This is a genomic window from Pseudomonas syringae pv. tagetis (assembly GCF_022557255.1).
Classification (GTDB): Bacteria; Pseudomonadota; Gammaproteobacteria; order Pseudomonadales; family Pseudomonadaceae; genus Aquipseudomonas; species Aquipseudomonas caricapapayae.
Window position 1 is genome coordinate 2,148,269 of the sequence record NZ_CP092923.1, and the last position, 13,481, is coordinate 2,161,749.

At 53.7% G+C, this 13,481-nt stretch carries 14 protein-coding genes and 4 pseudogenes; 8 read left to right on the forward strand and 10 right to left on the reverse strand.

The window, feature by feature from the left end; translation table 11 throughout:
* Nucleotides 1-97 precede the first annotated feature (97 nt).
* Nucleotides 98-2,467 carry a TonB-dependent siderophore receptor gene (locus MME58_RS09770; protein WP_055006531.1) on the reverse strand — a complete coding sequence of 790 codons (2,370 nt, stop codon included), beginning with the start codon at nt 2,465-2,467 and terminating at the stop codon, nt 98-100.
* 239 nt (nt 2,468-2,706) lie between these two features.
* Here MME58_RS09770 and MME58_RS09775 point away from each other — a divergent pair, with 239 nt between their 5' ends.
* The 7 genes and pseudogenes from MME58_RS09775 (at nt 2,707) to MME58_RS09805 (ending at nt 8,919) form a co-directional block, all read left to right on the forward strand.
* Nucleotides 2,707-3,954 (forward strand): M20/M25/M40 family metallo-hydrolase, encoded by a 1,248-nt coding sequence (locus tag MME58_RS09775; protein ID WP_055006530.1) that lies wholly within the window; start codon nt 2,707-2,709, stop codon nt 3,952-3,954.
* A 134-nt stretch (nt 3,955-4,088) separates the two neighbouring features.
* Complete coding sequence (locus MME58_RS09780; RefSeq protein WP_054984963.1) at nt 4,089-4,532, forward strand: S24 family peptidase; 444 nt, start codon at nt 4,089-4,091, stop codon at nt 4,530-4,532.
* 78 nt (nt 4,533-4,610) lie between these two features.
* Complete coding sequence (locus tag MME58_RS09785) at nt 4,611-4,850, forward strand: hypothetical protein (protein ID WP_054984962.1); 240 nt, start codon at nt 4,611-4,613, stop codon at nt 4,848-4,850.
* A gap of 140 nt (nt 4,851-4,990) precedes the next feature.
* Nucleotides 4,991-6,118 carry a sensor histidine kinase gene (locus tag MME58_RS09790; protein WP_054984961.1) on the forward strand — a complete coding sequence of 376 codons (1,128 nt, stop codon included), beginning with the start codon at nt 4,991-4,993 and terminating at the stop codon, nt 6,116-6,118.
* A gap of 473 nt (nt 6,119-6,591) precedes the next feature.
* Nucleotides 6,592-6,798 (forward strand): annotated as a pseudogene (locus MME58_RS09795) (cytochrome c); the annotation flags it as partial.
* Between the two features lie 62 nt (nt 6,799-6,860).
* Nucleotides 6,861-8,011: pseudogene (locus MME58_RS09800) on the forward strand (IS3 family transposase).
* A gap of 173 nt (nt 8,012-8,184) precedes the next feature.
* Nucleotides 8,185-8,919, forward strand: a complete 735-nt coding sequence (locus MME58_RS09805; RefSeq protein WP_241409123.1) for a hypothetical protein — start codon at nt 8,185-8,187, stop codon at nt 8,917-8,919.
* Here MME58_RS09805 and MME58_RS09810 read toward each other — a convergent pair.
* From MME58_RS09810 to MME58_RS09825, 4 genes and pseudogenes are all read right to left on the reverse strand, one after another.
* Nucleotides 8,883-9,050 (reverse strand): annotated as a pseudogene (locus tag MME58_RS09810) (IS91 family transposase); the annotation flags it as partial. The gene MME58_RS09805 and the pseudogene MME58_RS09810 sit on opposite strands and share 37 nt — an antisense overlap.
* Before the next feature lie 41 nt (nt 9,051-9,091).
* On the reverse strand, nt 9,092-9,697 hold the full coding sequence (locus MME58_RS09815) for an AvrPphF family type III effector (RefSeq protein ID WP_054986241.1): 606 nt from the start codon (nt 9,695-9,697) through the stop codon (nt 9,092-9,094).
* Nucleotides 9,698-9,835: 138 nt separating this feature from the next.
* Entirely contained in the window at nt 9,836-10,231 is a 396-nt protein-coding gene (locus MME58_RS09820; RefSeq protein WP_054986240.1) for a CesT family type III secretion system chaperone, read from the reverse strand.
* A 183-nt stretch (nt 10,232-10,414) separates the two neighbouring features.
* Nucleotides 10,415-11,068, reverse strand: a pseudogene (locus MME58_RS09825) (IS110-like element ISPsy16 family transposase); the annotation flags it as partial.
* Between MME58_RS09825 and MME58_RS09830 the strand changes: the two are divergent.
* On the forward strand, nt 11,062-11,640 hold the full coding sequence (locus tag MME58_RS09830) for a hypothetical protein (protein ID WP_147470807.1): 579 nt from the start codon (nt 11,062-11,064) through the stop codon (nt 11,638-11,640). The pseudogene MME58_RS09825 and the gene MME58_RS09830 overlap by 7 nt on opposite strands.
* A 43-nt stretch (nt 11,641-11,683) precedes the next feature.
* Here the strand turns inward: MME58_RS09830 and MME58_RS09835 are convergent, their stop codons facing one another.
* The 5 genes from MME58_RS09835 to MME58_RS09855 all read right to left on the reverse strand — a co-directional run bounded on the left by MME58_RS09835 (nt 11,684) and on the right by MME58_RS09855 (nt 13,389).
* Complete coding sequence (locus MME58_RS09835) at nt 11,684-11,953, reverse strand: pyocin activator PrtN family protein (protein ID WP_054986238.1); 270 nt, start codon at nt 11,951-11,953, stop codon at nt 11,684-11,686.
* A 93-nt stretch (nt 11,954-12,046) separates the two neighbouring features.
* Nucleotides 12,047-12,289 carry a pyocin activator PrtN family protein gene (locus MME58_RS09840; protein ID WP_054986237.1) on the reverse strand — a complete coding sequence of 81 codons (243 nt, stop codon included), beginning with the start codon at nt 12,287-12,289 and terminating at the stop codon, nt 12,047-12,049.
* Nucleotides 12,286-12,660: a hypothetical protein gene (locus tag MME58_RS09845; RefSeq protein WP_024659827.1), complete on the reverse strand. Its 375-nt coding sequence runs from the start codon at nt 12,658-12,660 to the stop codon at nt 12,286-12,288. The genes MME58_RS09840 and MME58_RS09845 overlap by 4 nt, the downstream gene beginning before the upstream one ends.
* Nucleotides 12,657-12,893 carry a hypothetical protein gene (locus MME58_RS09850; RefSeq protein WP_054986243.1) on the reverse strand — a complete coding sequence of 79 codons (237 nt, stop codon included), beginning with the start codon at nt 12,891-12,893 and terminating at the stop codon, nt 12,657-12,659. The genes MME58_RS09845 and MME58_RS09850 overlap by 4 nt, the downstream gene beginning before the upstream one ends.
* Nucleotides 12,894-12,942: 49 nt before the next feature.
* Nucleotides 12,943-13,389, reverse strand: a complete 447-nt coding sequence (locus MME58_RS09855; RefSeq protein WP_233590931.1) for a deoxynucleotide monophosphate kinase family protein — start codon at nt 13,387-13,389, stop codon at nt 12,943-12,945.
* Nucleotides 13,390-13,481 lie beyond the last annotated feature (92 nt).

Genomic DNA, 13,481 nt, shown 5'->3' on the forward strand with positions numbered 1-13,481 from the left:
TGAATACCTTTGTCGAGACTGTTTTTGAGCCTCGCGCGGACTGCTTGTTCCCTTGATATGCATTAACGGCTATCAGGCAGCCTGCAGACTGCGAAATTCAAAGCGACCACTTTAGCGAGACCATCAGGTTGCGCGGGTCACCGTATACGCCGCTGCCCGTGGCCGTAGGAATGCCTTGCCAGTATTTTTCGTCGAATACGTTGTTGAGATTGATCCGCGCATCCCAGTGCTCGTCGAAACGGTAGCCCGCCATTAGCCCCACAACAGCGTAGGCGTCCTGCACGGAATGACCGTTGCCGACTCTGTTGTATGTATCGCTTTGCGCCAGGACGTCTGCGCCCACACGCCATTGATTCAAATTGCCGGGCAAGTGATAAGAGGTCGCCGCCTTGAACAGATGCTTGGGCTGATTGGGTGCAAACAGGTCGCCCTTGTCGTTGTTCCGGTCTTTGACGTACTGGCTCAGCACCAGCGTGTAGGAGGCTGATGCCTGCCAGTCCGGTGTCAACTGGCCAGTGATCTCGGCATCGATCCCCCTGCTGCGCACTTCGCCCGCCGCTTCGTAACAAGTACGATTCTGCTGCTGGCAGGTGACTGGCGGATTGACGATGGCGTACGCGCGGTTTTCCTGAGTCATGTCGAACAGCGCCAACGAAGCATTCAGCCCCCCATTGAGGTACTCGCCTTTCAGGCCGATTTCGTAGCTTTCGCCTGTCATCGGCTCAAGCACGCCGCCTCCTGCGTCCAGCTGGTTCTGCGGCTTGAAGATTTCGGTGTAGCTGGCGTAGGCGGAATAGGTGTCGTTCAGGTCATAGACGATGCCTGCATAGGGCGTCACCTCCCGAATGACCTTGTAGTCGCCATTGCTGGCCGAACGGTTCTGGTAGTCGTACCAGCTAACGCGGCTGCCGACGATAACGTGCAACGGATCAATCGGGTTGAAGCGCGCGGCAGCGTAGACGCCTTCCTCGGTGGCTGTGTTCTGGTTGACGTAAGCAGTACGCGTGGCAGGGTCAGGTTTTGCAATCAGTTTGGGGTTGAAGCTATAGATGTCGACCGGCGTGGAGCCATAAAAACCACCTTTCTGGTCAAACTTTTCTTCGCGACGGCTGACACCGAGCATCAGTTCGTGTTGCCGACCAAGTAGCTGGAATGGACCGGACAGTGAGCCGTCCAGGCTGGTCTGCACGTCTGTGGTGTCGTACTGACCGGCCGCCTGGCCGTAACCGGTGCCAAGGGCGGTCAGGTAGTTGGAATACATATCGGACTCAGCCCAGATTCTGGTCGCTGCCAGCTTGCTGCTCCAGCCATTGTCGAAACGATGGGTCAGGTCAGTGAAGACACTGACGTTATCCCTGTCCCAATACGCCCAGTCGTTACTGAGGAACGTGGAGCGCGGCAGATGAAGGTTCTCACCGTTAGGGCCTGACGGCAGGCTGCCCCAGTCGGAGGTCGCGTCATCGCGTTGTTTCGAGGCTCCGATGGTCCAGGTCGTCGATTCGTTGAGTTCGGCTTCCAGAACGCCATAGAAAGTCTGGCGTTCTTTATCGCGCTCATCGACAAAACTGTTGCCTGTTTCATAGGCTGTCACCACGCGGCCGCGCAATGTTCCGGCATCGTTGAGCGCGTTTGATGCGTCTACTTCGGTCCGGTAGCGGTCCCAGCTTCCGGCGCTGGCGGTCACACTCACCTGGGGAGCCGCAGTCGGGCGCTTGCGGATCAGATTCAGCGTTGCCGACGGACTGCCTGCACCGGTCATCAGCCCCGTCGCGCCGCGGACCACTTCGACGCGGTCGTATAGCGCCAGATCAGCGCCGGAAATGGTGTCCAGTGTAAAGGTGCTGACGATCGTCGGCAGGCCGTCATACATCAGATTATCGATGGTAAAGCCGCGTGCCAGAAACTGCTGACGGTCCGAGCCGAATTTGCGCAGTGTCACGCCGGGTGCATATTTAACGATATCATTGAGGTCGTTCATGCCCTGATCTTCGATTCGCTGACGTGTGATCACGCTGACCGACTGTGGCGTCTCGCGGATCGACAAGGGCAGCCCGGTTGCGCTGTTCATCGAGCCCGTGGTGTACGAACCGCTGCCTTCTGTGGTGGCCAGTCCGGCGATGCCGGCCTGGGCGCTGATGTCCACGTTGCCCAAGGTCATCGAGCCACCGCTGGCAGGCAGGAATACCTTCGCAGCATTGCCCTGTACCTGTGCATCAAGGCCACTGCCCAGCAACAGCTGATTCAACGCCTGAGCCGGTTCAAGGCTGCCTTTGAGGGCCGGTGCCTGCTTGTTCGCAAGCAACTGCTCATCACCCGATATCTGCATACCGCTCGCCTGACTCAGTTGTGCGAGCGATCTGGAAAGCGGCTGTGCAGGCAGATCGAGTTGAACGGAGCTGGCCAGGGCGGCGGCTGACAGGCCGAGTGCTACAAGGCCGGTCAACGAAGGTAGAAACGGACGAAGCATTAGGATCATTCCTGCTGGGACTGGGGCGTGACGGGAAAGCGGGTTGATGGTGCGCTGCCCGATAAGTCATGACGGGCCGTAGCGGAGGGCGAGGTTAACAAAATTTTCACAAATCAATAAATGCTAATCACTATCAGTTACATTCTCATACATATTTGTACCGAAGGTTCGCCGGTGGCGTTGAGCAGTGCATTGGGGTAAAGATACAGTTCAACTCGCGATGATCTGAAGGAACCAGCATGCATTCACGACGCTTCCCCATCACTGCCGCTATCGGATTTTCCCTGCTCTGCATGGGGGCAAGCGCCGCCGAACCGTCATCCGGTCAGTTGCTGAAAAAAGCTCAGGCCGAACAAAAGCCTTACCTCGAAACTGTCCGGCAGTTGGTAGATATCGATACCGGTACCGGCCAGGCAGTTGGCCTGAAAACCGTCAGCGCAATGCTGGTCGAGCGTCTAAAGGCGCTTGGCGCCGAAGTCACTACCTCGCTGGCAGATCCCTCAGCGGGTGACAACATCGTCGGCACGTTCAAAGGTAATGGCACCCGGTCTTTCCTGTTGATGGTCCACTACGACACGGTATTTGGACCGGGCACTGCCGCCAGACGTCCGTTCAGGCTCGACAGCGAACGCGCCTATGGTCCCGGAGTGGCAGATGCCAAGGGGGGCGTGGCGATGATTCTGCACTCGCTGCAATTGCTGCAGGACCAGAACTTCAAGGATTTCGGTACGATCACCGTGCTCTTCAATCCGGACGAGGAGACCGGCTCCAGCGGATCGAAAAAAGTCATCGCCGAACTCGCTCGCCAGCATGATTACGTGTTCTCGTACGAACCCCCCGATAAAGACGCCGTAACCGTCGCCACCAACGGAATCAATGGTCTGCTCCTCGATGTCAAAGGCAAATCGTCACACGCAGGCTCCGCTCCCGAAGCAGGGCGCAACGCGGCCATCGAGCTGGCGCATCAGCTGCTGCAACTCAAGGACCTTGGCGATCCGGGCAAGGGTACGACCGTCAACTGGACCCTGATCAAAGGCGGGGAGAAGCGCAATATCATTCCTTCCAGCGCTTCAGCCGAAGCAGATATGCGTTATTCCGATCCGAGCGAAAGCGACCGGGTGCTCGCTGACGGTCAGCGGATTGTGAAGAAGACACTCATCGACGGTACCGAAGTGACCTTGCGTATGGAAAAAGGCCGTCCGCCGCTCGCCAGGAACCCTGGTTCCGAACACCTGGCGAAAACTGCACAGGCGCTTTACGAGAAGATTGGTCGCACGATAGAGCCTATTGCCATGCGTTTTGGTACGGATGCGGGCTACGCCTATGTGCCGGGTAGCGCAAAGCCTGCCGTGCTTGAAACAATGGGCGTGGTCGGCGCTGGCTTGCATGCCGATGATGAATACATCGAACTGTCGAGCATTGCGCCCAGGCTCTATCTGACAGTGGCATTGATTACGCAGCTGTCGGGAGGAGGTGAGGCACCTTGACAGTCAGCGAGCGATAACCGTGCGCCCTGTAGAGTCCACGCCATTGGTCGAAGCGTCAGGCATTCGAGATTGACCTGAAGCCTGATAAACGATTAACTGTATATGCATACAGTTAATCATAAAAGGCCCGTCTCATGAGTGTCACTTTCCTTGGCCCGTTGTCCGCAGGGGGCATCAAGCTCCCGCTGCTATCCCTGTCAACCGTTGGCTCCAGGTCGCCAGTGGTCGAGAAACATGTCTCTATCGCAGAGCTTTGTGAGGTCCGTGAGCCCCACGTCTATCTGGCCAGGGTCGAGGATGAGGGCATGCAAGGTGGCGGCATGCGCAGGGGGGACATGCTGGTTGTCGACCGTAGCCAGTATGCCGAGCACGGTGACGTCGTTGTCGCTTCACTCAACACGCGGCAGCTGTGCCGACGTTTGCACATGCTTGGCGATGTCGTGATCCTCAAATCCGAAAACCCGGATTATCCGTCGCTGCATGTCACTGATCACGATGATCTGATCATTCTCGGCGTGGTGACTTACAGCCTGAAGAATCTTCTTGAAGGCCGCACCGCATCTTCAGCTCATCGATGAACAGGCACCTGGCCTTGCATTGCACGCGCTCGCGTGATCTGCTGCCGACCCTATGGTTTTTACCCGGAAATTGAGCGCATGCAGGAACGACTTGACCAGTTACGACTTCCCAAGGCTGTCCAGGGGGCTGTCAGTGATCTGGTAAGAGCGCTCGACGCAACCAGTACCCGCGCTGACGTGGAAGCCGAAGGGGCATTGCAGATCGAATACATTCACGGTCTTGAGACAAGCAGAAAGTTGCGACCTGCTGATGCCGAGGCGCTTTACATCATTTTTGACGACGCAGTTCAGGCGCGTTTGCAGGCGCTTGCCGATTGACTCGGGACTCGGGACTCGGCCAATCCTCCAGCCTGCGTGAAGTTTATCTAACAGAATATTCCGTCGTTTTGATCGGAATCAGTGTTTAACTCACCCCGTGAATCTGTAATTTGCGGGGATATTTCCAGGTTTGAATTGCTATGCGGTTATCGGGCTTTATCCTTGAGAATATCGAGCCTATCGTGCGGGAATGGACCGATTTTGCGCGCACCATGTCCGCGTTGAGCGAACCTCTGGATACCCGAGAGCTCAGGAATCATGTCGAGCGCATGCTCAGGGCCATTGCCACTGATCTGGGAACGGACCAGTCGTCGCAGCAACAGGTCGAAAAATCACAAGGTCAGGTGGTGTCCCAGGAAGACACTGCAGCGAAAAGCCACGCGATCACGCGACTGATGTCAGGCTTCACCATTGATCAGGTGGTCTCGGAATTCCGGGCATTACGGGCGAGCGTCATCAAGCAATGGATGACCCGAGAGACCTCGGACACTCAACAGCAGATCGAGGACATGATCCGCTTCAACGAAGCAATAGACCAGGCTCTCGCGGAATCCATCTCAAGCTACACCGGCGCGGTTCAGGCTTCGCGCAATATTTTCCTCGGGATCCTCGGACACGACCTGCGTACTCCGTTAAGCGCCATATTGCTGGGTGCGGATGTGCTGTTACGCACCAATGACCTTGGCGCGCGACCGACCAAGGTGGCGTCAAGGATCTATTCAAGCGTGAAAAGGGCCAACCAGATCGTCGGCGATCTGCTGGACTTCACACGCTCACAGATCGGTCCCGGCATACCGTTGAAAAAGACCCGGACGGATATCCAGCCCATTTGCGCTCGGATCGTTGACGAATCCCGTACGGTCAATCCAGAGGCGGATATCCACCTGACCTCTGACTATCCGGTTATTGGCAGCTTTGACGGTGATCGGCTGGAGCAGGTCTTTTCCAACCTTATTGGCAATGCCGTACAGCACGGCAACAGCCGCGATCCTGTCGAGGTAACGCTGGCAGTCTCCGAGGGTGCGCTGCAGTTCGTCGTGCACAACACGGGCAGTACGATTCCCGAAGACGTGCTTCCGTTCATCTTCAACCCGATGGACCGCTACTCGCCCGAAAAGATGACAGACAACGGGCCTTATTCGAGCCTGGGACTGGGTTTGTTCATCGTCGCCAAGATCGTCGATGCTCATGGCGGGCATATCGACGTGACGTCAAAAGCGGATCTTGGCACTACGTTTGCCGTGTCTATTCCTCTGAATGCGGGTTGATGCTCTGTCAGTTTTGGTCTTGGCTTGAATCCAGGCGAGCCTGACTCAAGCTGAACCGCCGCTTTCGAACGAACCCTCCGCCGACAGCTCGCCATATCGATGCCATGTCAGTTCATGCGGAGGGCTCAGGTCTTCGTACTTCAGCGTCGGCGAGTACGGCACAACTGAGGGAGGGATGCTTGACGGCAGCAGATGATGCAACCTGCGGCCAGGCACTGGCCACTCATGCATATCCAGCGGCAGTCGACTTGATAGCCATGGCTATAACGTTGCGTGACGCAGATTTTTGATACGTTTGCCCCACAAATATCGAGACGTATCCGCCCTCAAGATGTTTCCTATCGTTTAACCAAGGTGACCCTGCTTCTATGCCTTGGTGAAATAAATTTAAATAGTCTTTTAAAAACATCGGTTTAATATTGGGCGCTTTGGCTATTCGCTGCGTTACATCCACAAGGCGGAGGTGAGCAAGCATGAAGATGCTGATGCTACTCGGGATTTTGCTGTCCGGTGTGCCGGCGTATGCCGCACAGTTGAACCTGGCTCTGGAGCCGGAGGGCGGCAATAAAGTCTTGCAGAGCGAGGCATTGCTCAAGCATCTATTGGTACAGACCATTACCGTTCCTGATGACGTTTCCTATAAACGGGATATGGTCTATCGCGCAGTGCCTCTGGCATCTGAATCGCCCCTGGTTTCCTAGACACCTCCAAGCCTCATAATGAGGCCCAAATAGGAGGTGCCATGAGTCGTCAGCGTTACCCCGAAGAATTCAAGATCGAAGCGGTCAAGCAAGTGACCGAAAAAGGCAAACCTGTCGCCGATGTCGCCCAGCGCCTGGGCATGTCCGTGCACAGCCTTTACGCCTGGATCAAGGTCTACAGCAAGCCCCAAGAGCAGCGTCAGCAAGACGACGATCAGCAGGCAGAACTGCGCAATCTACGCGCTGAACTTAAGCGCGTGACTGAAGAGCGAGACATCTTAAAAAAGGCCGCCGCGTACTTTGCCAAGGAGTGCGGCTGAAGTACGCCTTCATCAAGAAGCACTCGACTGATTACCCGGTGCGGCGCCTTTGCCAAACCCTCAAGGTGCACGCCAGCGGCTACTACGCTTGGCTGGCCGAGCCTCAATCTGCCCGAGCGAAAGAAGATCAACGTCTGCTTGGCTTGATCAAACACGCTTGGCTGGAAAGCGGAGGTGTATACGGCTATCGCAAAATTCACGATGACCTACGTGAGCTGGGAGAGGCATGCGGGCGAAATCGGGTCGGGCGCTTGATGCAGGCGGAGGGGCTGCGTTCGCAAACGGGCTATCGGCGGCGTCCAGGGTTTTACGGTGGAAAACCAACAGTGGCCTCGCCCAACCACCTCGCGCGGCAGTTCAAGGTCAGTGAGCCGAACAAGGTCTGGGTGACCGATATCACTTACATCCGCACCTATGAAGGATGGCTCTACCTGGCAGTAGTGCTGGATCTGTTCTCACGCCAAGTAATTGGTTGGTCAATGAAGCCAAGGATGTGCAGCGACCTGGCTATCGATGCGATGTTGATGGCTGTGTGGCGACGCAAACCACAGCAGCAAGTAATGATCCACTCAGACCAAGGCAGTCAGTTCAGTAGTTCAGACTGGCAAAGCTTCTTGAAGGCCAACAATGTAATCAGCAGCATGAGTCGGTGAGGAAACTGCCACGACAATGCCGTAGCCGAGAGCTTTTTCCAGCTTTTGAAGCGGGAGCGAATACGACGAAAGATCTACACAACGCGTGAAGACGCCCGAAGTGATATTTTCGATTACATCGAAATGTTCTATAACCCTAAATGTCGGCACAGCAGTGCTATGCAGCTGTCTCCAGTAGAGTATGAGAAACGTTATTTCCTGAGCTTGGAGAGTGTCTAGGAAACCAGGGGCGATTCATTGTTTGGGAGAACTTGATTCGCCATTATATCAGGTCTATGCTTAGACATGCTGTGATTCACCTAGGGCATTTGGGCGTTGATGAGCCTGTTCCCATTGAAATTTTGGTGAGGGATTACGATTGCCCAATTCCTCTTTTGGTAGAAGAATCAATAATGGCAGTGCAGGATAGAGTCTTCTCTTTCTCGGAGGTGTCTAGCTATTTGCAGGCTCTGGCTGACTTCAGGCAGGTTAGGGTGCAAGAGTTAGAGTTTCATCTCAAGGTGCTTCACCGCATCATCTTGCATGCCATATTTTATGAGTTTGAAAGATGTGGATATTTAACTTTTTCAGCTAATCAAGTTGTAGATAATGTTGATAAGGATCTAGTTGTCTGCAAAAAGACTGCTGAGTCGTTGAGAGATTCTGGCTCGAAGGGGTTTAGTGAAGCTGAGTATGAGAAATCTTATGGACTAACTTTAGGTAGTAAAATAGATTATGTGAATGACCCACAGCGTTCTAATTGGTTTTTCCTTGTTGTCGAATTTCCTGGAGCATTCGCTAGCGCTCTTGAAAGCCTTGTGCACCCACCCTGGTATACAGCATGTTTCATGTCTGAATGCTCTAACTCTTCTGTTTGGGGTTCATACGGATCGAATCATACAGGAATATGCCTAATTTATAATACAGGTTCATGCATAGGCATTTCAAAATGCCTATGCATCAAGCTGACGCTTGGAAGGAGGTGTCATGTCTTCATAGCAATGCGTAGGAAGACGCTGATGCGTTACTTATGCAGTGAAAATCCCTATCAACAAGCATTAATGCAGGTTATTTCACCGCGAAGCCTAGGTGCGGACGCACCTTCCCCCTGTCAGGGCTTCACGTACCTCATCTGCGCGATCGCCTGAGCGTTGAGGACCAGTCCCTGCACCGTCAGCCCGCTGATTGCCGCCGTGTATACCATCCGCGCGCCACACAGCACGCAGCGGAACGGATCGACGTTTAGAAAGGCTTTGGCCATCTGCGCAAAATACAGCTTTGGTACAGATGCTCATCTATATTTTAGACGAGCACCGATATTCAGACCCTTTCGACCGGCACTTTCTGGCCTTTAGGTAATGTGACGATCAAAGCTTGTGATTCTCCCCCATCATTAATAACATCAGAATAGACCTTGCCACCCCTATCGAGAAAGTCTCCCAATCGCATCTTGACAGGGACCGGATCATTACTCATGTGATCATAAGCTTTAATGCCGTCTTGAGCTTGCGAACCAACCATTACGTTCAATGATGGAACTCTCAAGTCGGTGGCTTTTATTCTTTTCGGAACGTACGCCGATGCTTCGTGTGTTTGGGCACCTGTGCGGCTGGCATAAGGATTGGGACGCAGTTGCTCATGCATAAAAATGCTCGCTATGGATTCTGGATTGCCCGCGAGTTTATCGTTTTTTATATAACTACTATCCGTTACTCTGAAAAGCTCGGTATCATGGTCAAGTCCCATTACTCTCATTGGATCATGCATGTCCAGAAACCGCTCTCTCTGACTATGCGAAAGCTGATGAATGGATGTCAATGTATCCCCACCAATATGAGTGGATGTAGAGGGAGCTGAGGCTGTTCTTTGTGTATCTGGTGGGCGATACACATGGCGTGAGCTCGAGGTGCCGCAAATATTACCCATAGTAGTTTCCTCTTTTTAAAAACTGCAGATTGCTTCGTTTTTTTTGCCCGACTCTCTGGTGTATGTATAGTGCCAATGTAATATTGACGCATGTATGTGACATTGCCAGAGTTCACAAGGCTAAAAACTTCTTCGCTACTATTTGAGCTTTAATTTTTTTCTAATTTCAGCTGCTGCGCCTACAAGTTCCTCAAATATCCTGCGCATTTGCACGTTGTCTACCTCAATCAAGGGGGTGCGTGTATGCAGTACGCCATTCTTCTCTTTCGTCATTCCGAAAGTTAGGAAAGGTTTTCTAAGACTAAAGTTGTTCAGCTGGAGCGCGTGGTTTAATTTGTCAATACTGCTATCTTGAAATGTCCCTACGTCAGCGGTGAAATATACCCAGCGAAATTCGTCTTGGTAGACTTTTACATCCATGCCACTTTGGAACTCAAAGCAATAGACTTCATCGTTATGTTTCTTGTCAGGTAAGGGCGGCATGTTGTAGTCCTTAGCCAGCCCTTCCACAAGCAGGTCAAATGCGTTTTTCATAATGCATCTCCTCATAATTTCATTTTATGAGTGGTCACTGAGCAGCATCGAGTTCCATTTTTGATGATGCTCGTCAGTGAGCAAAGCTGCTGGCGGGCGCGCAGATCGTAACCGCCCGATAGGGGAGCCCGCAGAATTCGGAAAAAATCGTACTACAAGGGCTTCCCCATTGAGCACAAGCCCGCGACCGTTTCTGAAGTCGTGCCCATCTCCAATAGTGGCCACTAAAGCACTTGCTGTGGTCGAGCCAACCCCACGCAATTGCAGCAGCCTACGGCTGCGGTCGTCTTCGCGAGCGATCTGATTGATGGCCCGATCAAGTTCCACCAGCCGATCCTCGATATGGCTGGTGTGCTCCAACAGCTCACTCATGCACCGTCTTGCCCAGCCAGGCAAGCTGTCCAGAAAGGGACCAATCTCTTTTCTCAATCGCTCTGGGCTTTGTGGCATGACCACGCCGAATTCAGAAAGTAGTCCGCGCAGTCGGTTGTACGTAGAGGTGCGTTCTTCGATGAATCCCTGGCGGGTTCGATGAAGGCAAAGAGTGGCCTGCTGATGCTCGTCTTTAACAGGGACAAACCGCATGCTGGGTCGGGTCACTGCCTCACAGATCGCGGCCGCATCTGCCGCATCGTTCTTGCCGCGCTTACCCGACATTCGATAAGGCGAAACGAGTTTAGGAGCCATCAACTTGACCGTATGGCCGTGCTCGGCGAACACCCTCGCCCAATGATGAGCACCTGAGCAAGCCTCCATACCAATCAAGCACGGGGGCAGCTGGGCGATCAATGGCACCAGTTGATCCCGCGCAACCTTAGGCTTCACCAAGGTTGCTTTATCTAGAAGAGCAAAGCCCTTCCCTCCGTATTGAAGTCCCGGTAGGTGTAAGCGGGAATGGTATTATTAAGGAAATGCTCTCTGTTGCTTTGCATAAAGTGGACTATGAGAGGTCCTTTCCAAAAATTGATTTCTTCAATTTTTTGGGCGCTTTGCCAGTGCCTGTCTTGAACGCTTTCTGGTACTCTGATCCTAGTGGCAATCTCAGCGCTTGCGGAATGGGTGTCGGTACGTCAGCTTGGAGACAGGAATATATGAGGAGTGTTGTCGAGGTTAATACCACCAAGCTTAAAGATTGGGAATACGAGAAAGAGTACAGAGCTTTGCTTACTCCTTTTTTGATAGATCTTAAAGATCACCTCTCCAGAAAGTGTGTGTATGATTTTGATAGCTTAAACGGCTTAATTTTCGGAATTAAAACGCCTGTCGCTGAAAAGATGAAGGCCATTTCGATAGTGAAAGCTCTATGTAAAGCCCATAATCGAAATAGCTTCAACTTTTATCAGGCTAGGTACAATCTTACCGCCAACAAAATCACGCACCATTTAATCGATGTAAGCTTAGAGTGCTAAAGTGGCCTGCGGTGCATGATGAAATATCACAGAGTGATAGCTATCAATAATTTCTGCCCATCAGCTGATTTTGTTCCCTGGCTGCTTTTTCCCGCTGTCGATCAATGTAATCAGCCAAGTCTTTAATGTGGATTCCGAGAGCCGCTTTCTGGCTGTCAGCTCCAAGGCGTACAACGGGAATGTCTATCTCGCCGTCCAGTCTTTTACGCTTGAACTTTTCGACTGTTAAGTGCATGTAATCGGAGCATACTTCGTTTAAAGGGATCACGGCTCGCCCGTCATACTGCGCCATCAGCAGAAAGAGGGTATTCATGGCTTCACCTGCTTGAATTCAGTTACCCAAACCCACGGGTTCTTGTCCTGTGCCTTTGGTGGTTGTCACTGGAAGGCAGTGACCACCTTTGAATCAGGCCGCTTTCAACTTGGCCTGTGCATCGAGATAGGCTGCTAGGTCGTGCAGGTACACCACTGGCTGGCCCTTATTCGATCCGCCCAGCCGAGTAACCTTCAGGTCGATACGGCCCGCGTTGATCTTGCGAAGCAGGTAGCGGTCACTCGATATGTGCGAGAAATACCGTTCCCGCACAGTGCCCAGCGTGGGGCAGGGCGTGGCGAACTCTTCCCGGAGTTGAGTCAACGTCTCACTCACGCAGCGTCCTCCCCGTGCCCCTCCTTTTGGGGCACTAACTGAAGGCGAATCAGCTCCGCGAGACCCTCTTTCGATTTGCCGGTTGCCGTTGCGCAAAGCCGTCCCTTTGCGTCCGCCACCACTGCGCCATATGGTCGCTCGGGGCATCGCGTGGGGGTCACATAAGCGACTTGGCCCTCAAGCAGTACAGCGTCCACAGCTCGAAATACTTCCGCCAATTCGGCAGTAACAGGCGGCAAGCCGTCCAGCATGCTGAGGGCCTCTGACGTTGCGCCGATCAACGTCGAGCGACTTACGATGGTTGGGTGGTTCAGGTGCAAAGGAACCAGTTTCAGCGCGCATACGGCGTGAGTAATTGCATTCAGAGTCATGCTGCGGCGTCCTTCTTCGTGGTCGTGATGCCAAGCTGGTCCGAAAGCCAGGTAACACCTGCCTCCTTGACCATCACCACTGCATAGTGGCTGTAGGCGTGAATGTTCTTGTTCCAGCGGCTGCGCGAATCTACGTACAGGTAGCCTTGGTCGCGGTGCTTGGGTGCGAGCTCGCCTGCCTGGGTCAGCACGCCGATTTCTCGCAACTTCGCTCGAAATGTCCGTGGCTTCATGCCCAGAATCGTTGCTGTAGCGTCGAGGGTTCTGTTCATGACGAGTGCCTCAGGCCACGGCCAGCAAACCGTGTGAGCGGATGGCGCGATACAGCTCGTCCAGTGCGCCATACAGCTCTTGAAGGCCGCTGTCGTTGGTTAGTACCAAGTCGTCCGGGTGGACTGACACACCGGCTTCGCTGATGTGGGGATTAACTTCGGCTGCGTCGGGGCGGGACAGATGAATGACGGTCCCGCCGCGTTTACGGATGAAGTCAGCCTCGTTTTCGAAGCGGACATCGCTCACGACAAAGCCCGGCACGCTATCGAACACCGCACTGAGGCAATCAAGGTTCTGTTCGGCGAGGTCGACCCATAGGTTTGCACTGATCATGTGACGGCCCCACTCTGTGCCGAGCAGTTGCATCAACTGGCGAGGTGAGCGACCCAGCCAGTCAATGGGCTGCTCTTTCCTGTCGCCCTCAAGGTCTTCAGGACTGAGGTTGAATATGGCCATGATGCCTTCGCGCAATGGGTCGGCGAATGCGTAGCACTCAAAGGGGCTACGGAGGTTGCGGGCTCTGCGCTGGGCGGCTGGGGTGGTGCGGC

Coding starts and splice junctions, on each gene's coding strand:
- MME58_RS09835 (WP_054986238.1), bottom strand. CDS start 11,953: ATGAATACCCTCTTTCTGCTGATGGCGCAGTATGACGGGCGAGCCGTG.
- MME58_RS09845 (WP_024659827.1), bottom strand. CDS start 12,660: ATGACTCTGAATGCAATTACTCACGCCGTATGCGCGCTGAAACTGGTT.
- MME58_RS09775 (WP_055006530.1), top strand. CDS start 2,707: ATGCATTCACGACGCTTCCCCATCACTGCCGCTATCGGATTTTCCCTG.
- MME58_RS09780 (WP_054984963.1), top strand. CDS start 4,089: ATGAGTGTCACTTTCCTTGGCCCGTTGTCCGCAGGGGGCATCAAGCTC.
- MME58_RS09815 (WP_054986241.1), bottom strand. CDS start 9,697: ATGGGTAATATTTGCGGCACCTCGAGCTCACGCCATGTGTATCGCCCA.
- MME58_RS09805 (WP_241409123.1), top strand. CDS start 8,185: ATGGCAGTGCAGGATAGAGTCTTCTCTTTCTCGGAGGTGTCTAGCTAT.
- MME58_RS09770 (WP_055006531.1), bottom strand. CDS start 2,467: ATGCTTCGTCCGTTTCTACCTTCGTTGACCGGCCTTGTAGCACTCGGC.
- MME58_RS09855 (WP_233590931.1), bottom strand. CDS start 13,389: ATGGCCATATTCAACCTCAGTCCTGAAGACCTTGAGGGCGACAGGAAA.
- MME58_RS09785 (WP_054984962.1), top strand. CDS start 4,611: ATGCAGGAACGACTTGACCAGTTACGACTTCCCAAGGCTGTCCAGGGG.
- MME58_RS09820 (WP_054986240.1), bottom strand. CDS start 10,231: ATGAAAAACGCATTTGACCTGCTTGTGGAAGGGCTGGCTAAGGACTAC.
- MME58_RS09850 (WP_054986243.1), bottom strand. CDS start 12,893: ATGAAGCCACGGACATTTCGAGCGAAGTTGCGAGAAATCGGCGTGCTG.
- MME58_RS09790 (WP_054984961.1), top strand. CDS start 4,991: ATGCGGTTATCGGGCTTTATCCTTGAGAATATCGAGCCTATCGTGCGG.